The 17,311-nt window shown below is 62.1% G+C and carries 14 protein-coding genes and 3 tRNA genes; 3 read left to right on the top strand and 14 right to left on the bottom strand.

Annotation, left to right across the window (positions count from 1 at the left end; all coding sequences use genetic code 11):
* Positions 1-51: 51 nt before the first annotated feature.
* Entirely contained in the window at positions 52-771 is a 720-nt protein-coding gene (locus tag KRR55_RS16700) for an IclR family transcriptional regulator (protein WP_217390441.1), read from the top strand.
* Here KRR55_RS16700 and thiL read toward each other — a convergent pair.
* The 12 genes from thiL to KRR55_RS16640 form a co-directional block, all read right to left on the bottom strand.
* Entirely contained in the window at positions 768-1,805 is a 1,038-nt protein-coding gene (thiL, locus tag KRR55_RS16695) for a thiamine-phosphate kinase (protein ID WP_217390440.1), read from the bottom strand. The genes KRR55_RS16700 and thiL overlap by 4 nt on opposite strands.
* Positions 1,792-3,432, bottom strand: a complete 1,641-nt coding sequence (locus tag KRR55_RS16690; RefSeq protein WP_217390439.1) for a GTPase — start codon at positions 3,430-3,432, stop codon at positions 1,792-1,794. The genes thiL and KRR55_RS16690 overlap by 14 nt, the downstream gene beginning before the upstream one ends.
* Positions 3,429-5,168, bottom strand: a complete 1,740-nt coding sequence (locus tag KRR55_RS16685; RefSeq protein ID WP_217390505.1) for a dynamin family protein — start codon at positions 5,166-5,168, stop codon at positions 3,429-3,431. Before KRR55_RS16685 ends, KRR55_RS16690 begins: the two co-directional genes overlap by 4 nt.
* Before the next feature lie 184 nt (positions 5,169-5,352).
* A tRNA-Glu gene (locus KRR55_RS16680) sits at positions 5,353-5,428 on the bottom strand.
* A gap of 49 nt (positions 5,429-5,477) precedes the next feature.
* Positions 5,478-5,550 (bottom strand) — tRNA-Glu (locus KRR55_RS16675).
* A gap of 68 nt (positions 5,551-5,618) precedes the next feature.
* Positions 5,619-5,690: transfer RNA gene (locus tag KRR55_RS16670), tRNA-Gln, on the bottom strand.
* A gap of 113 nt (positions 5,691-5,803) precedes the next feature.
* The gene (locus KRR55_RS16665) at positions 5,804-6,574 is read right to left on the bottom strand and encodes an HAD family hydrolase (RefSeq protein WP_217390438.1); all 771 of its coding nucleotides are present in this window, start codon (positions 6,572-6,574) and stop codon (positions 5,804-5,806) included.
* Positions 6,575-6,593: 19 nt separating this feature from the next.
* Positions 6,594-8,099, bottom strand: coding sequence for a glutamate--tRNA ligase (gene gltX, locus KRR55_RS16660; protein ID WP_217390437.1), 1,506 nt, complete (start codon positions 8,097-8,099; stop codon positions 6,594-6,596).
* 223 nt (positions 8,100-8,322) lie between these two features.
* The gene (locus KRR55_RS16655; protein ID WP_217390436.1) at positions 8,323-9,084 is read right to left on the bottom strand and encodes a fumarylacetoacetate hydrolase family protein; all 762 of its coding nucleotides are present in this window, start codon (positions 9,082-9,084) and stop codon (positions 8,323-8,325) included.
* A gap of 3 nt (positions 9,085-9,087) precedes the next feature.
* On the bottom strand, positions 9,088-10,203 hold the full coding sequence (gene galE / locus KRR55_RS16650) for a UDP-glucose 4-epimerase GalE (RefSeq protein ID WP_217390435.1): 1,116 nt from the start codon (positions 10,201-10,203) through the stop codon (positions 9,088-9,090).
* Positions 10,204-10,300: 97 nt separating this feature from the next.
* Entirely contained in the window at positions 10,301-11,395 is a 1,095-nt protein-coding gene (locus tag KRR55_RS16645; RefSeq protein ID WP_217390434.1) for a branched-chain amino acid aminotransferase, read from the bottom strand.
* A gap of 99 nt (positions 11,396-11,494) precedes the next feature.
* Positions 11,495-12,553 (bottom strand): 3-isopropylmalate dehydrogenase, encoded by a 1,059-nt coding sequence (locus KRR55_RS16640; protein WP_217390433.1) that lies wholly within the window; start codon positions 12,551-12,553, stop codon positions 11,495-11,497.
* Between the two features lie 168 nt (positions 12,554-12,721).
* Here KRR55_RS16640 and KRR55_RS16635 point away from each other — a divergent pair, with 168 nt between their 5' ends.
* Together KRR55_RS16635 and KRR55_RS16630 are read left to right on the top strand one after the other, a co-directional pair.
* Positions 12,722-13,909: a sensor histidine kinase gene (locus KRR55_RS16635; RefSeq protein WP_217390504.1), complete on the top strand. Its 1,188-nt coding sequence runs from the start codon at positions 12,722-12,724 to the stop codon at positions 13,907-13,909.
* A 6-nt stretch (positions 13,910-13,915) separates the two neighbouring features.
* Complete coding sequence (locus tag KRR55_RS16630) at positions 13,916-14,605, top strand: response regulator (protein WP_217390432.1); 690 nt, start codon at positions 13,916-13,918, stop codon at positions 14,603-14,605.
* 131 nt (positions 14,606-14,736) lie between these two features.
* Here the strand turns inward: KRR55_RS16630 and wecB are convergent, their stop codons facing one another.
* The gene (gene wecB / locus KRR55_RS16625) at positions 14,737-15,921 is read right to left on the bottom strand and encodes a non-hydrolyzing UDP-N-acetylglucosamine 2-epimerase (RefSeq protein ID WP_217390431.1); all 1,185 of its coding nucleotides are present in this window, start codon (positions 15,919-15,921) and stop codon (positions 14,737-14,739) included.
* A gap of 54 nt (positions 15,922-15,975) precedes the next feature.
* Positions 15,976-17,208 (bottom strand): UDP-N-acetyl-D-mannosamine dehydrogenase, encoded by a 1,233-nt coding sequence (gene wecC, locus KRR55_RS16620; protein WP_217390430.1) that lies wholly within the window; start codon positions 17,206-17,208, stop codon positions 15,976-15,978.
* Positions 17,209-17,311 lie beyond the last annotated feature (103 nt).

Genomic DNA, 17,311 nt, shown 5'->3' with positions numbered 1-17,311 from the left:
TATCCAGTAAGCGGATTTGCATCTCAAATAGTGAGATAGCAATATCAAACTATGGACACATCAAGTGGCGTTGGCGTCATCGACAAAGCGGCCCTCATCCTCAATGCCCTTGAGGCCGGGCCCACTTCCCTGGCCCAGTTGGTCTCACTGACCAAGATCTCCCGGCCCACCGTGCACCGCCTCGCCCAGGCGCTCGTTCACCACCGGCTGGTGGGCAAGGACATCCATGGGCGCTTCGTCCTGGGTGGCCGCCTGGTGGAATTGGCTTCGGCGGCCGGCGAAGACCGGCTGATTGCGGCGGCCGGCCCGCTGCTGATCCAATTGCGTGATTCCACGGGCGAGAGCACCCAAGTGTTCCGCCGCCAGGGCGACTACCGGGTGTGTGTTGCCTCCGCCGAACGGCCGGTGGGCCTGCGCGACACCATCCCGGTGGGAACGCAACTTTCGATGAAGGCAGGCTCGGCCGCCCAGGTCCTGTTGGCCTGGGAGGACCACGAACGGCTGCTGGATGGCCTGCATGGCGCCCGCTTCACTCCAACCATCTTGGCAGGGGTCAGGCGACGCGGCTGGGCACAAAGCCTGGGCGAACGTGAACCCGGGGTTGCCTCGGTCTCGGCTCCCGTGCGCGGACCATCCGGACGGGTGATTGCCGCAGTGTCGATGTCGGGGCCCATTGAACGGCTCTCTCGCCAGCCGGGCAAGGCCCACCAGGAAGTCGTCGTTCAGACCGCCAACGCCTTGAGCGAGGCCTTGAGAAAAACCGGCGACTAATCGGCAGTCCCGTCCCAACCTTCGAAGTGGTCAAACCCCTGAGCCGTCCCCGGAATCCGGCCATCCAGGAGAACTCCCGAACCCGTCTTCCCGCCACCCGGTTCCTTGACCACACCCACGGCCCGGAAACCTTCCGGCAGTTCCACCGCGTTCGGGAACGTGGTTAACAGCCCGTGGTCTTCCCCGCCTCCGAGTACCCATTCCATGGGTACTGTCCGCAGCCGTGCAGCAGCCGACGACAGTCGTTGCGCATCGGCTAAGAGGGCCCGGGCGTCAAAATCAATGACCACTCCGCTGGCGGTCGCCATGCGGCGCCCGTCCTTGAGCAGTCCGTCCGAGAGGTCCATCATGGCCGTGGCCCCGGCGCGGGCAGCCAGGGGTCCGGCCTCCAAGGGGGGCTGTGGACGCCGCTGGCCGTGGACCAGGAGTTGCTCGTCGGCGGACCATTCCAGATGCGAAATCGGTGCATCCAGAAGTGCCAGTCCCGCGGCCGCAACCCCCAGGGACCCGCAAACCGCCACTACGTCCCCCGGCCTCGCCCCGCTGCGCAGTACCGGATGGTCCGCGGCAAGTGATCCGGTGACGGCCGCGGTGATGGACACCTCGCTCCCCCGCCCAAGGTCTCCCCCGGCAACGGCACATGAGGTGGCGCCCAGTTCACGGACGGCGGCACTGAAGCCATCGGCCAGGTCTTCGACCCAGGCAATGGGCGTGGAGTGTGGCAACGTAAGAGAAATCACCGCGGACGTCGCAATGGCACCCATGGCATTGACGTCCGAAAGGTTTTGGGCGGCGGACTTCCAGCCGACGTCGAAGCCGCTGCTTCGGAATCCGCTGGGCCAGTCCAGCCTGAAGTCCTGGTTTTCCACCAGGGTATCCACCGTGATCACGAATTTGCCGCCTGGGGCGGCAATCAAGGCGGCGTCGTCCCCGGGGCCGAGCAAGGCCGATGCACCCTGGAGTCGCGGCAATATTCTGGCCAGCAGCCCGCTTTCGCCTAGGTTTCCTACGGTCTGGGGATCAGCTGCGGGCACGTTGCAAGGCTCCAATGAAAAGGTTGTGTCTGGTGATTTCCGCACCCACCGGGTCAATGACCGAACGCTTCGCCACCGCACCGATCGAGGCGTGCAGTGCACGTCGGGCCTTGCGGGCGCGTCCAGCGGCCCCAAAGCGGGCGATCAGCCCTGTGGCAAGGCCCAGGACGATTCCCAATAATATGCCAATAACGAGCATCAGCGTGGGAACCGGGAAGCCTTCGACCTTGGGAACCTCCGGCAGGGTGAATTGGAGGTACTGCGCACCGAAGAGGGCACCGAGCCATAGTGCCCCGGCCAGGGCGGTGGCCAGCGATATCCACTGGATGACGGAGACCACCGGCCACCACCAGGCCCCGGTGGTGGCACCGATATTGGTGTTGGCAATGGCTTGGTCCAATTCATCGGGCAGCGTCGTCCCGCCGGCTCGCGCCGCACGGCGAATCGATCCCTGCCAGGTGTCCGGGGCGCCGGCGCTTGCTTCATCGGCGAAGCGCCGGACGGCGGAATCGGCTTGGGCCTTTTGCGCGGCACCGGGGGCCGGCAGGGAGGTGCGGTTGAGCTTCGGATTGACATCCGTGCTCTTGAGATTGAGCCGGCGCAACGGGTCCGGGCGAACCTTGGCCAACCAACGCGTGAGCGGCCAACCGGTCTTCTTGTGCGCGTCCATCCGGTAGGAAGTGCGCACGGCATTCACCACGGTATCCACGCCCGCGGCCGTGGCCAGCTCCCCGGTCAGGGCTTTCTTCGCAGGGTCACCGGGCAGCTTGAGTTCTTCTTGGGGAGATCCCTCCGCCATCCGTCCGGCGATGGTTGCCACATCGGCCGTGAGTCGGTTGGTTGCGGCACCGCGTTGGGTGACGACCCGGGCAATCTCCTGGCGCAATGGGTCCAGGCCCTCTCCGGTCAGAGCCGAGACGCCAAGAATCCTGGGGCTGGCCAAGCCGTCCGCCAGCAGGATGGAACGCAACGAATCCATGACGGGACCGCGCTGGTTTTCCCTGAGCTTGTCGATCTGGTTCAGGACCACCAAGGTAACCGAGCCGTGGGTCGCCAGCGGCCTGATGAAATCATGGTGGACGGCCGCGTCCGCATACTTCTGGGGATCCAGGACCCAAATCAGGACGTCCACCTGCCCGGCCAGCTTGGTGGCGATCTCACGGTTTGCCGCAACCGTGGAATCGAAGTCCGGAAGGTCCAAAAGGATCAGCCCGCTGGCTTCCTTTTCCGATCCAAAGAATCCCTTTTTTTCCAAGCGCAAGGGCGAGTCGAGGACGTGGCGCTCCTGCACTCCCAACCAATCAAGCAACGGATCCGAGCCGGCCCGTCCCCAGATACCGGCCAGGGGCTGGCTGGTCGTCGGCCGGGTTGCCGCGGTCCGGGCGAGGTCCTGTCCGACTACGGCGTTGAACAGGGACGACTTTCCGCTGCCGGTGGCACCGAAAAAGCCGACCACGGTGTGCTCAGCCGACAGGGTCCTGCGGGTCGAGGAACGTTCAAGGACCTGCCACGACGCTTCACTCACCGCCGGATCAATGCGGTCGGCACCCAGTTCGGTGGCTTCCTTGAGTGCTTCGAGCCGAAGTTCAAGCGGGCTCACGGCTGTGGTTTGACGACGGCGGCTCATGCACCTTGCTCCCGGGCCAGTCGGCGTATGGCCGCCGAATTCTGTTTCATGCGGTCTGCGTCCTGCGCGCTGGGAATGTTTTCGAGTCGAGACGCGAATCGCTGCTTTTCCGTCTCCAAGAGATCAGTGCACCGGGCAGCCAGTGAATCCTTCGCCTGCTTGGTGAGTCTGCGCACCGCGTCCTCGCCAAAGATCGCCTCGAGCAGCTTTTGCCCGACCACGGCGGACCCGCCGGCGATTCCGACCTCAAGCCCGGTCAAGCCCGCCGTGGAGGCAAAGACAACCACCATCAGGGCCACTGCGACGCCATTGACGCCGAAGGACACCATGCGTGCGGTCATGCGCTTGTTCGCACCTTCGGTTCGGATAATTTCCATGAGGTCGCCCTGCCAGGCACGAACCTGCTCCGCGACCCGGTCAGAGAATCCGGGAGACAGTGAACCAAAGTTGGAAGTGCCCACCAGTGCCTTACCTGCCGGGTCGGACCGCCAGCGCTCCTCCGTTGTTTCGCTGGCCTTTGCGGCCTGGTCAACCACCACCGCATGCAGGCCGGATTCGATGGCCTCCTCCACATGGTCAACGGGTTTGGGCTTTCCCGTAAAGAAGGCACCGATCCGGTCCCGCAATCTGCCAATGCCGGACTCCAAGGAACGGAAGAATTCACCGGTACCGACAAAGTCTTGCCAGCGCGCCAGGACCTCGCCGCGCAGCAGGGTCCCGTCCTGCACGCTGGCAAGGATGCCCGCGTGCGCCTGCTCGAATGCCTCATCGGCGTATTGTGCGAGCCGGGCACTGCTGGCACCTTGTTCCACCATGGCCGTGGCAATGACGTCGCTGCGATCCGCAAGCTGTGCAAGCACCCCTGCCAAGGTTTGGCGGGCGATCGCAGCACGCGATTCGGCATTGGCAGCCAGCTCGCCCAGCCAGGCCTTGAGCGGTGCGGCGGCGATTGCCGGCAGCATGTCCAGCTCGTCGAGCTCGACTTCGGGGACCACGAAGAGCTCGGCGCTGCCCAGGCCTTCGCGTTGGAGCATGCCGCGCAGGTCGGTGGCAATCTCGTCCTCGACACCCGCGGGCACCCGGTCCAGGACCACTGCCACGGTGATGTTGCGTCCCGCGGCCTCCGAGAGAAGCTTCCAGGGTACGGCGTCGGCATACCGATTGGCAGTGGTGACAAATATCCAGAGGTCGGCCGCAGCCAGCAGCTGCCCGGCCAGGCGGCGGTTTTCATCCGAGATGGAATCCACATCCGGAGCATCCAGGATTGCCAGGCCTCGGGGAACCGCGTCATCTTGCACCAATATGATCGAGTCGGTCACGGCGGCATCCGGTGTGGCACCGACCTGTGCCGCGGGAATCGCTTGGTTCCGGCTGACGGCCGTACCGGTGATGCGCCGGAGCCCGGGGAGGATCCTGTCGTTCTCCAGCCATGCCCGATCCAGCTCGTGGTGCAGGAGGATGGGTTGGCGTGTGGTGGGTCGGATGGCTCCGGCCCGAGTAACCGGGTGGCCAACGATTGCATTGACCAGCGTGGATTTCCCGGCTCCGGTGGAGCCGCCCACGACGGCAAGCAACGGCGCGTCCAGGCTGCGGTATCGAGGCAGGATGTAGTCGTCGAGTTGTTCCACCGCGGTGCGGGCATTTTCACGTGCCTGGGTGACGCCGGCAATATCCAACGGCAGGATGCTGCCCGAAAGATCCGTCCGGACGTCGGTGAGCAGATTGATGGCTTCCATGTCGGCCGGCACGGCCGAGAGTGGTGGCGAACCTTGGGGTTCAGAGCCATTGCTAGTAGTCACCACTACATCATGCCAAACACTCTGGCTTTTTATTGGCAAGCTGGCCCTAGTTATCAAGGACGAAATGGAAAACATGCGTTAAAGACAAAAGGCTCCAAACTAGGTTTGGAACCATTTGTGCTGGTGACCCCAGCGGGATTCGAACCCGCGTTACCGCCGTGAGAGGGCAGCGTACTAGGCCGCTATACGATGGGGCCGCATAGCTGCAACGTTTTAGGACTGTTACCGTCCGATTCAATTGAATCGTGACCCCAGCGGGATTCGAACCCGCGTTACCGCCGTGAGAGGGCAGCGTACTAGGCCGCTATACGATGGGGCCGTATGCTTTGCGTGGAGGACTTTCGTCCCCCACGCAAACCGGTCCTCGCTTTCGCGAAGACCGTGACGCTGGGGTACCAGGACTCGAACCTAGAATGTTGGTACCAGAAACCAGTGTGTTGCCAATTACACCATACCCCACAGCGTTGATTTGCTCTCCGGCTTTCTTTTCGAAAGCTTTCGTGCGCCTCAGCACGAGAAATAACTATACCGGCGGATCTGCATAAAGTACAAATCGGGGGCTCACTAGGATCCTAGTGGGCCAAAAACCCCGAGTTTCCGCCGATTATTGCGGCCAGGGACCCCAAATTTTGCAGGATTTCAGCCGACTCGATTTTGTGATCTGGCGCACGATCCAGCAGGATTCCCTGCAGTCCTGCATCCTTTGCGCCCTGGACATCATTGACCGGGTTGTCCCCCACGTAGAGCGTGGCACCAGGAGCGGTTCCCAGCAGCCGGCAGCCGGCATGGAATGGGCGTGGATCCGGCTTCGGCGCACCAGCCGTATCCGAGCCAACGAGCACCCCGATCCGCCCAAGACCGGAAAGCTGCAACTTGTTGCGCTGGTAGCGCTCCACGTTGTTGCTCACCGCCCCGTAGGGAATGGACAAGGCATCCAGTGCGTCAAGGCAGGCGTGCACGTCGGGGAACGGCGCCCACATGCCTTGCACCGCTTCCTCGTAACGTGCGCTCCACGCCCCAAGCGCCTCAGCCGGCGGGGCTTCCAATCCCACGAGGTCGAAGGCGCGCCGGATCCGCTCGGCACGTTGGCCAAGGAACGTCAGCTCCCCCGCCATGTAGCGCTCGTAAGCGCCGGCACCGTCGTCCGCGTAGTCGCGGGCCACATATTCCCGCAGTGCCGCCGGAACGTCGCTGAAGTCCTCGGCCGTGAGCTGGTTGAAGCCCTTGACCGCAGCGGAGTTCAGGTCCACAAGGGTGTCGTCAATATCAAAGAGAACGCCCTCAACCCGGGCCACGGAAGCTGCTCCGGGAGATGGGTTGAGGGCGTCGTTCGCGTTATCCACGATTCTCGCGAGTTCCTGGTTACCGGGCTGCCCGGAACGAGCGCACGCGGTTCAGCGAGGATTCCTTGCCCAGGATCACCATGGACTCAAACAACGGCGGGGAGATCCGCTTGCCGGACACGGCGGTGCGGATCGGACCAAAGGCATGCCGCGGCTTGATACCGAGCCCCTCAACCAAGGAAGTCTTCAAGACATCTTGGATTGTCTCGGCGTCCCACTGGTTCGCGGCCTCGAGCGCGGCCAGACCGGCGTCCAGGACCTCGGCGGTGTTTTCCGGCAGGCCCTTCAAGGCATCCGCGGCCGGCTCGATGGCCGAATCCTCGGTGAAAAGGAACTCCAGCATGTCCGGGGCCTCGCCCAGCAGCGTGATGCGTTCCTGGACGAGCGGTGCGGCCTCGGTCAGGATCTCGTTCTGGCGCTCGGTTAGCTGCTCCCCCACCAAGCCGTGGGCGCGAAGGTACGGGATCAGCCGGTCACGGAAGTCGGCGGCCTCAAGCATGCGCACGTGGGTGCCGTTGATGGCCTCGGCCTTCTTGATGTCAAAGCGTGCCGGGTTGGAGAGCACGTCGTGGACGTCAAACGCCTCGATGAGCTGGTCTCGGGTGAAGATGTCTTCATCCGCGCTCAAGGACCATCCAAGCAGCGACAGGTAGTTCAGCAGGCCCTCGGGAATGAATCCGCGGTCACGGTGCAGGAAGAGGCTCGACTCCGGGTCGCGCTTCGAAAGCTTCTTGTTCCCCTGGCCCATCACATACGGCAGGTGCCCAAAGAGGGGCATGTACTGCGCGACCTTGATATCGATCAAGGCGCGGTACAAGGCAATCTGGCGGGGGGTCGAGGAGAGAAGGTCCTCGCCGCGCAGCACGTGGGTGATGCCCATGAGCGCGTCATCCACGGGGTTGACCAGCGTGTAAAGCGGTTGTCCGTTGGCGCGCACGACCACGAAGTCAGGAACGGATCCGGCCTTGAAGGTGATTTCCCCGCGAACCAGGTCGGTGAAGGTGAGGTCCTCGTCCGGCATGCGCACGCGGAGCACCGGCTCGCGGCCCTCGGCACGGTAGGCGGCGATCTGCTCGTCACTGAGGTTGCGGTCAAAGCCGTCGTAGCCCAGCTTCGGGTCCCGGCCGGCAGCCTTGTGGCGTTCTTCAACTTCTTCGGGAGTGGAGAAGGATTCGTAGACGTGTCCGCCGGCACGAAGCTTGGCGATGACGTCCTGGTAGATGTCCCCGCGCTGGGACTGGCGGTACGGTTCGTGGGGACCGCCGACGTTGACACCCTCATCCCAGGTGATCCCGAGCCAATCCAAGGCGTCAAGCAATTGGTGGTAGCTTTCCTCGGAGTCGCGCTTGGCGTCGGTGTCTTCGATGCGGAAGATCATCTTTCCGCCGGTGTGGCGCGCATAGGCCCAGTTGAACAGGGCGGTGCGAATCAGGCCTACGTGCGGTGTGCCGGTCGGAGACGGGCAGAAGCGTACGCGGACGGGGGTTTCATCGGTCACGGTGGGAATGAGGGATACATCAGTCATGATGTGACCATTCTATGTCCCCGCACCGGTTCACCCGGTAGGCGGGCACTTGTTGCGACTCGTAAGACAATAGCCAAAAGCAATCGGCCCCGGAAACCGGGGCCGATCACAGTGTGGTGTCAGCTTCGATGGCAAAAAAGAAACCGACTGGAAAAGATTAATCCGTGGACGTGGTTATTCAAAATGAGGTTCTGCACCAATCCCATCACCTCCGGTCGTATTTTCAGCGTCGGAACGGGTTGCTCAAGGTGCCGATTCCCTCAATCTCAACATCCACGCGCTGTCCCTCGGTCACCAAGCCAACTCCCGCCGGGGTGCCTGTGAGGATCACGTCACCCGGAAGCAAGGTGAATGCCGCCGATGCATAGGCAACCAGGTCGTTGATCCCCCAAACCATCTGGGAAGTGTTGCCGTCCTGAACGACCGTTCCATCGAGGCGGGTGGTCAGTTGGGTGTCTTCGTGGTCCAGCTCGGTCTGGATCCATGGTCCCAGCGGGCAGGATCCATCCCAGCCCTTGGCGCGTGCCCATTGTCCGTCGGTGCGCTGTGCATCGCGCGCGGTGAGGTCATTGGCGATGGTGTAGCCGAAGATCACGTCCTGGGCCTTCTCGGCAGGGACGTCCTTGCAGATCCTGCCAATGACAACGGCGAGCTCGCCTTCGTAGGAAATTTCCTCGGAAAAGCTTGGCAAGGTGATCGGGTCGCCCGACCCGACGACCGCGGTATTGGGCTTCAGGAACATCAAGGGTTCGGCCGGCACTTCATTGCCAAGCTCGGCAGCGTGGTCGGCGTAGGTACGTCCGAAGCACACCACCTTGGAGCGTGGAATGATCGGGGCCAGCAACCGGACATCCTCAAGCTTGTGCTTGGCTCCGGTTGGCTTGATTCCTTGGAAGAAGGGGTCACCGGAAATAACGATGACCTGGTCATCTTCCACGACGCCGTACATGGGGTCACTGTCAACGACAAAACGAGCAATACGCATGGTTTATAGCTTAGTGGGTTCGTTGGAACCGGTTGCGCGTTTCGGCTTCGGGCCCTTGGCGACGTCTGCCTCGACTTGGTGTTCGTCCTGCGGGTCGACTGGTTCCGTGTCCGGGTATCCGGTGGGGTTGGATGACTGCCAGCGCCACATGTCCCCGACCATCTGCTCAAGTCCGCGTTCGGCCTTCCACCCGATTTCCTCGCGGGCCAGCGTTGGATCCGCGTAGCTCGCTGCCACGTCGCCCGGGCGGCGGTCCACGACGTCGTAGGGGATTTCGCGTTCGGAGGCGCGGGCGAAGGCCTGGATCACCTCGAGGACCGAGGAACCGTGCCCCGTGCCCAGGTTCCAGGCGTGCAATCCGCCATGGTCCTGCAGGTAGTCAAGTGCGGCCAGGTGTCCGGCACCGAGATCCACCACGTGGATGTAGTCGCGCACGCCTGTCCCGTCGAGCGTCGGATAATCTCCGCCAAAGACACTGACTCGGTCCCGAACGCCCACCGCCACCTGCGCGATGTAGGGCATCAAGTTATTGGGGATCCCTTGCGGGTCCTCCCCGATTTGGCCGGATTCATGGGACCCCACCGGATTGAAATAGCGCAGCTTCGCAATGGACCACCGCGGGTCCGAGGCGGCAACGTCGTCAAGCATGCCCTCGATGTGGAGCTTGGTCCGTCCGTAGGGGTTGGTGGCGGACAATGCCGTTGCTTCAGTGATCGGGAGTTCGAGGGTCTCGCCGTACACCGTCGCCGACGAGCTGAAGACCAAGGTGCGAACGCTGTGGGCATCCATGGCCTCCAACAGGTTCAGCGTGCCCGTGATGTTGTTGCGGTAGTACATCAGCGGCTTCGAAACGGACTCCCCCACCGCCTTGAGCCCGGCAAAGTGGATCACGGCCTCGGGCCTGGACGCATCGAACACGTCCCCGAGACGACTCTCATCCAACAAGTCGCCGACATGCAGTTGGGCGTGGCGGCCCGTAAGTTCGGCGACCCGCCGCAGGGCCTCGGGCGAGGAGTTGCTCAGGTTGTCAAAGACATGGACCTCGTGTCCCTCTTCCAACAGAAGCAGGACAGTGTGGGATCCAATGTAGCCGGCACCGCCGGTGACCAGAATGCGCATGCAATCCATTCTATGGAACGCTGCGCCATACGGCCGACTCAAACAACGGTGGGGCGGGATTCCATTGGAATCCCGCCCCACCGCTCACGTGCATCGCCTATGCGAGTCGTTCGAGCCAACCGTGACGGTCTTCAACGGCACCGGTCTGGATGCCCAGCAATTCTTCGCGCAGCGCCATGGTCACTTCTCCTGCGGGTGCTTCCGGATCGCCGATGTGCTCGTCGCCGTTCTTCAATACGCCAATCGGGGTGATGACGGCGGCGGTGCCGCAGGCAAAGACCTCCTCGATTTCACCGGTGGCGATACCTTCGCGCCATTCGCCTAAGGTGATGGTGCGTTCCTCCACCTCAAGGCCGCGGTCCGTGGCCAGTTGGATGATCGAGGAACGTGTGATGCCTTCGAGGATGGTGCCGGTCAGGCGCGGGGTGACGAGCTTGCCGCCCTTCATCACGAAGAAGACATTCATGCCACCGAGCTCTTCCACCGCCTCATTGTTGAACGGGTCGAGGAAGAGGACCTGCTTGCAGCCGTTTTGTTCGGCTTCCAGTTGCGCAACAAGGGAAGCGGCGTAGTTGCCGCCGCACTTGGCAGCCCCGGTGCCGCCGCGTCCGGCGCGCGCATAGTTGTGCGACACCCAAATGCCCACCGGCTTCAGCTCTCCGCCGAAGTAGTTGCCTGCCGGGGACGCAATGACGCGGTAGGAAACCTTGCGAGCCGCCCGAACGCCCAGGAAGGCCTCCGTGGCAATCATGAAGGGGCGGAGGTAGAGCGCTTCACCGTCGCCGCTGGGGACCCACTGCACATCCGCCTTGACCAATCGTCGCAGTGACTCGACAAAAGCTTCCTCGTCCAGCTGCGGAAGCGCCAGGCGCTCGGCGGATCGATTCAGGCGGGCTGCGTTCGCATGCGGACGGAACGTCCAGATGCTGCCGTCTGCATGGCGGTAGGCCTTTAGGCCTTCGAAGATTTCCTGGCCATAGTGCAGCACCGAGGCCGCTGGATCCATGGCAATGGGGCCGTAGGGTTCGATGCGCGCGTTGCTCCAGGTGCCCTGCGGTCCTTCACCATCGGCCGACCAGTCGATGACCGCGGTGTGGTCAGTGAAGAAATCCCCAAAACCTGGGTTCGCCAGAATCTCGGCGCGTTCCTGATCGCTTTTACGGTGAGTTGAGAGATCTTCAATGAATTCCATGATGCCGTCAGGCTTCCTCTTCGACAGGGTGTTGCGGTGGCAAGCCAGCAGGGGCTTGCCACCCTAAGAATTGGTTCCTAAATGAACCTAGTCACCAGCTTAAGCCAGTGCGGCAACGATTGCATCGCCGATCTCCGCCGTGGTGCGCGGATCGGTCATTTCATCGCGTGAGGCAATGTCGCTTTCCACTGCTTCCTCGACCCGGCGGGCCGCCTCCGGAAGACCCACGTGGTCAAGCAAGAGGGCTGCCGAAAGGATTGCCGCAGTCGGGTCCGCCTTTTGCTGGCCGGCGATGTCCGGGGCCGATCCGTGGACCGGTTCAAACATTGAAGGCGCGGTGCGGTCCATGTTGATGTTTCCGGATGCGGCCAAGCCAATGCCACCGGTGATGGCGCCGGCCTGGTCGGTGAGGATGTCGCCAAAGAGGTTGTCGGTGACGATGACGTCAAAGCGCGACGGGTTGGTCGTCATGAAGATCGTTGCGGCATCGACGTGCAGGTAGTCGTGGGTGACATCGGGGAATTCGGCGGCGACTGCCTCAACGGTCCGGCGCCACAGGTGGCCGGCAAAGACCAGCACGTTGTGCTTGTGGACCAGCGTCACATGCTTGCGGGTACGCTCATTGGCACGGCGGAAGGCGTCGCGCACGACTCGCTCGACGCCATGGGCAGTGTTGATTGACACTTCGGTGGCGATTTCGTGCGGTGTACCCACGCGCAGGGCGCCGCCGTTACCGACGTAGGGTCCCTCGGTGCCTTCGCGGACGACGATGAAGTCGATTTCGCCGGGGTTTGCCAACGGGCTCGGGACCCCTGGGTAAAGCTTGGAGGGGCGCAGGTTCACGAAGTGATCCAGGCTGAAGCGCAGCTTGAGGAGCATTTCGCGCTCGATCAACCCCGACGGAATGCGGGTATCCCCCGGCGCTGCGCCGACAGCACCGAAAAGGATGGCGTCGTGGCCGCGGAGCGCAGTGAGCGTCTCCTCCGGAAGGGTCTCCCCCGTCTCCAGCCAGTGCTCGGCACCGAGCTTGTAGTCGGTCAGTGCCAACTGCACGCCAGAGGCTTCGGTTACCTTCTTCAGGACCTTCACGGCCTCGGCAATTACTTCAGGACCAATGCCATCACCTGGAATGACGGCAATATTCAAGGATTCGCTCATGCCTACGAGTTTATCGACTCGTATCACTATGTGAGCAACCCATCTCACATAGTGAGCGACGCAGCGATTACGTTCCAATTCTCATGCCACGGCATGACGAATGCCGCACTTCAACACCGTAGGCTAATCAAGGAAGAAGAAGCAGCCCCATTGCCCGTGCAGGAATCGATGACGCCACACCGCAGCCTAGATAAGTGGATTCGCCAGAATCCACACAAGGTCGACCTCATCCTTGGCCTCGGCATATGGCTCGTCTTCGGACTTCTCGCCGGAATCATGCTTGGAGTTTCGGGAAACGGCTGGCAATTGGCCATCCTGGGTACCGTCCAAACGCTTCCATTGATTTGGCGCCGCCGGCACCCTGGGCTGGCTGCCGGAATAATTGTCCTCGCCCACCTCATCCAAGTTGCCGTCACCGACGAGTTATTGCCTTCCCAAATTGCCGTGCCGATTACGGTGTATTCGTTGGCCGCCTATGGACGACGCTGGCAGTCATTCGCTGGTCTCGCCGCAGGATTCGTGGGCGCCCTTCTTGCCAGTATTCGAGTGGGGTCCTGGTCCGCAGGCAGCTCACCGGAAGGTGCGGTGCGCAATTTCATCGGTCTCGGCCTCTTGGTCTTGGTGGCCTGGACGTTTGGGGATTTGGCCCGGACCCGACGGTTGACCTTGCAAACGCTCGAGGACCGCGCCAGAAGGCTCGAAATTGAGCGGGAGCAGGAACGCGCTTTGGCCGCTGCCGATGAACGCAGCCACATTGCGCGAGAAATGCACGATATCGTTGCCCATTCACTTTCGGTGATCATCACGCAGTCCGATGGTGCGCGCTACGCAAGTGAACACGATCCGGGGATCGCCCGGGAAACCCTCGCCACCATTTCGCAGACGGGGCGAAGCTCGTTGCGCGAGATGCGCCGGCTGCTGGGTGTTCTGCGCAGCGATGAGGAGGCTTCAACCCGTCCCCTCCCCGCCCTCGTCGACGTTCCCGAATTGCTGGATGCCACGCGCATGAGCGGCTTGGCCATCAACTTCGCACAAGTTGGCACCGCCCGGCGCGAGCTTCCGGCAGGTGCCGAGCTCACCGTATACCGGGCCATGCAGGAGGCCCTGACCAACGTCCTGAAGCATGCCGGACCCGAAGCCGCGGCCGGCGTGACTCTGCGCTGGGACAATCGGGGACTCCAGCTGCTGGTATCTGACAACGGACGCGGGGCCGGTGCCCTGGGAAGCTCCGCATCCGGCCAGGGCCTTCGGGGAATGGCCGAGCGAGTTGCCCTCTACGAGGGTGACGTCGAAGCAGGACCCACACCCGGCGGAGGCTTCCGCGTTTCCGTATTCATCCCCTACACCGAGGACTAAAAAGCTTTGCCAAAAGAAAACCCCATCCGCGTCGCGCTGGTCGATGACCAGCTCCTGGTCCGCAGCGGCTTTAGGATGCTCATCAATTCCCAGGCTGATCTTGAGGTTGTTGCCGAGGCATCGAACGGCCGCGAGGCCATCGCCTCCCCTGCACTTGCCGCGTCGGATGTCATTCTTATGGACGTGCGCATGCCGGAAATGAACGGGATAGAAACAACCGAGCTGTTGCTTTCAGGACAATCCAAGGCTGCACCCGGGCCCAAGGTCATTGTCCTCACGACCTTTGACCTCGACGAGTACGCGCTGGCAGCCATTCAGGCCGGGGCCAGCGGCTTCTTGCTCAAGGACGCTCCCCCGGAGGAGCTGCTTGAATCCATCCGTACCGTCCACCGCGGGGATGCAGTCATAGCACCGTCCACGACCCGGCGCCTTCTTGACCATGTAGCGCCGATGCTGAGACGCTCCACCCTTCCGGACAGCTCCCATGTCGTGTCGGTGCAGTCCCTAACGAGAAGAGAGCGCGAAGTCTTTGAATTGATTGCCTTGGGCCGGTCTAATCCGGAAATCGCCGCCGAACTGTTTCTTTCCGAAGCAACGGTCAAGACGCATGTGGGGCACATCCTGGCCAAGCTCAACGCACGGGATCGCGTGCAAGCTGTCGTGATCGCTTACGAGACCGGAATAGTCTCGCCCTAGTTTTCGGGCGCTGATTTCGGCCCGATTTCACGCTTGGACGACCCCTGGCGCAGTAGCGACAGCTGCCAGATAAAAGAGGCACTGATCTCCAACAAGGCGTTGGTAATCAGTGCCTCTTGATGTGCTTCGAACTACATGCTCGCGGCATTCACCAGGCTGTCCTCGGAGGGCAAGTTCGAGTCAAAGTCCTCCATGCGCGTGCCAACTCCAAGCAGCTCGGCAATCGCTGCAACCGTGCGGATAGCCGCCTTGCCGTCACCGTAGGGGTTGGTCGCCATGGCCATCTGCTCGTAGGCGGCAGCATCATTGAGCAAGAGCTCGACCGATTCAAAGATCTTCTCTTCGTCGGTGCCGATGAGCCTCACGGTGCCGGCGACAACGGCTTCCGGTCGCTCGGTGTTCTGGCGCATGACGAGCACCGGCTTTGCAAGGCTCGGAGCTTCTTCCTGCACGCCGCCGGAGTCGGTCAGCACGATGTTGGCCGCGGCGATGAGCCGGGTGAACTCGCCGTAGGCCAGCGGCTCGGTCAGGGTGATGTTCTTGCGCCCCTCGATTTCCGGAAGCAAAGCTTCACGCACGGCGGGGTTGCGGTGCAGGGGAAGAATAAATTCAACCTCCGGCTCCGCAGCCGAGAGGCGTGCCAAGGCGCGGCCGATGCCGCGCATGGGCTCACCCTGGTTCTCGCGACGGTGTGTCGTCACCAAGACGATCTTGCGGCCGGACGACACCAGCTCTTCAAGCTTGGGGTCGCCGAACGGAATGTTCTTTTCAACCACCGTGAACAGGGCGTCGATGACGGTGTTGCCCGTGACCGTAATGGTCTTCGGATCAATGGTCTCGTTGATCAGATTCAGCTGGCTCAGTGTCGTTGGAGCAAGGTGCAAGCTGGCGATCTGGGACGTCATCTTGCGGTTCGCTTCCTCCGGGAACGGAGAGAAGATGTCGTAGCTGCGAAGCCCCGCCTCGGCGTGGACCACCGGGATACCCCGGTAGAACGCGGCGATGGCACCTGCAGTAGACGTGGTGGTGTCCCCCTGGACCACCACGGCGTCCGGCTTTTCCTTTTCAAAGATTGCATCCAAGCCATTGATGGTCTTGGTGAGCAACGAGTTGAGGGTCTGCCGCGGCTGAATGACGTCGAGATCGTATTCAGGTGTGATGTCGAAAAGTTCGTTGACCTGGTCGAGCATCTCACGGTGCTGGCCGGTAACGGTCACCACACAGTCGAAGAGCTCGGATTCCTGCAGGGCCTTCACAATCGGTGCCACCTTGATGGCTTCCGGCCGAGTGCCGTAAATCGGCATGATCTTCTTCACGATAACCTATCCGTTGGGGCGAATATTGAGTTGGTTCGACGTGCTGTCAACAGCCTAGCGCCACAGTCCGCGAGTATCGATGACATCCTTGCCAGCCAAGGCGGTGGCGGGAACGGTCTTGAACTGGTCGTGGTCAACCAGGACCACGACCGTGGAAGCCTCTTCAAGGGCGGCCTCGGTGCTGCGCAAGGATACGTTGTGGATTCCGGCCAGGCCTCTGGGCAATTCCTCGATGTGCGGCTCAACCAAGAAGAATTCAACGCCAGGTGCCTTTTCCGACAGAGACTTGGCGATCGCGATGGACGGGGATTCGCGCAGATCGTCGATGTTGGCCTTGAACGCCAGGCCCAGAACCGCAACCTTGCCGTTGAAGCCCGGGGTTTCGGTCGACTTGATGACCTTGTCCACGACCCAGGAAGGCTTTGCGTCATTGGTTTCGCGCGCCTGTCGAATCAACTTGGATTCCTCGGGTGCCGCTGCGACGATGAACCAGGGGTCAACGGCGATGCAGTGTCCGCCAACGCCCGGGCCCGGCTGCAGGATGTTTACGCGCGGGTGGTGATTGGCCAACTCGATGAGCTCCCAAACGTTGATGCCGACCTTGTCGGAAATCACCGACAGCTCGTTGGCGAAGGCGATGTTGACGTCGCGGAAGGAGTTTTCAACCAACTTGGCCATTTCGGCGGTGGTTGCGTCCGTGACCAGGATTTCAGCTTCACAGAACACGCTGTACAGGCCCTTGGCCATTTGTGCGGCCTCGGGCGTGATGCCACCGACGATTCGGTCGTTGGTGACGAGTTCTTCCATGACACGGCCGGGCAATACTCGTTCCGGGCAGTGCGCAATATGGATGCTCGAGGAATCTAGATCCGGCCGCGCGGCAAACAAGCGGTCGGCCATGTGCTGCGTGGCACCTGGGGGGGAGGTCGATTCAAGGATGACCAGCTCGTTGCCGCGAAGTTGAGGAGCAATCTTGTCGGCAGCGGCCTCGATGTAGGACAGATCGGCGCTGTGGTCGGCATTGAACGGAGTCGGAACGGCCACGATGTAGGCATCTGCTGCCGGGGTGTCCAAGCCGGCGCTCAAGGTGCCGTTAGCCACCGCGGCAGCAACGAAGTCACCGAGCGCGGGCTCAACAAATGGAACTTCTCCACGATTCACGGCATCAACCGTCCGCGGACTGACGTCCACTCCCTTGACGACGATCCCCTTCGACGCCAGGATTGCTGCCGTAGGCAACCCGATGTAGCCAAGTCCAACTACGGCAACTTCTTTGATACTCGTCACTATGACGTTTCCCCTTGGTAATAGTGGGCGCACCTAGGCGTGCAAAGCAACCCGCCACAGGCACTGAAGTTCAGGAGGCTACGATTCGTAACCTCGTCCAGAA

It is taken from the genome of Paeniglutamicibacter quisquiliarum (genome assembly GCF_019084045.1).
Lineage (GTDB): Bacteria > Actinomycetota > Actinomycetes > Actinomycetales > Micrococcaceae > Paeniglutamicibacter > Paeniglutamicibacter quisquiliarum.
This window is presented reverse-complemented; position numbering and strand designations above follow the sequence as displayed.

What these genes read in the sequence shown, in the direction of transcription:
- galE (WP_217390435.1), bottom strand. Translation starts at nt 10,203, where the DNA reads ATGCGCATTCTGGTCACCGGCGGTGCCGGCTACATTGGATCCCACACT.
- KRR55_RS16690 (WP_217390439.1), bottom strand. Translation starts at nt 3,432, where the DNA reads ATGAGCCGCCGTCGTCAAACCACAGCCGTGAGCCCGCTTGAACTTCGG.
- KRR55_RS16700 (WP_217390441.1), top strand. Translation starts at nt 52, where the DNA reads ATGGACACATCAAGTGGCGTTGGCGTCATCGACAAAGCGGCCCTCATC.
- KRR55_RS16640 (WP_217390433.1), bottom strand. Translation starts at nt 12,553, where the DNA reads ATGAGCGAATCCTTGAATATTGCCGTCATTCCAGGTGATGGCATTGGT.
- KRR55_RS16655 (WP_217390436.1), bottom strand. Translation starts at nt 9,084, where the DNA reads ATGCGTATTGCTCGTTTTGTCGTTGACAGTGACCCCATGTACGGCGTC.
- KRR55_RS16685 (WP_217390505.1), bottom strand. Translation starts at nt 5,168, where the DNA reads ATGGAAGCCATCAATCTGCTCACCGACGTCCGGACGGATCTTTCGGGC.
- gltX (WP_217390437.1), bottom strand. Translation starts at nt 8,099, where the DNA reads ATGACTGATGTATCCCTCATTCCCACCGTGACCGATGAAACCCCCGTC.
- KRR55_RS16635 (WP_217390504.1), top strand. Translation starts at nt 12,722, where the DNA reads ATGACGCCACACCGCAGCCTAGATAAGTGGATTCGCCAGAATCCACAC.
- KRR55_RS16645 (WP_217390434.1), bottom strand. Translation starts at nt 11,395, where the DNA reads ATGGAATTCATTGAAGATCTCTCAACTCACCGTAAAAGCGATCAGGAA.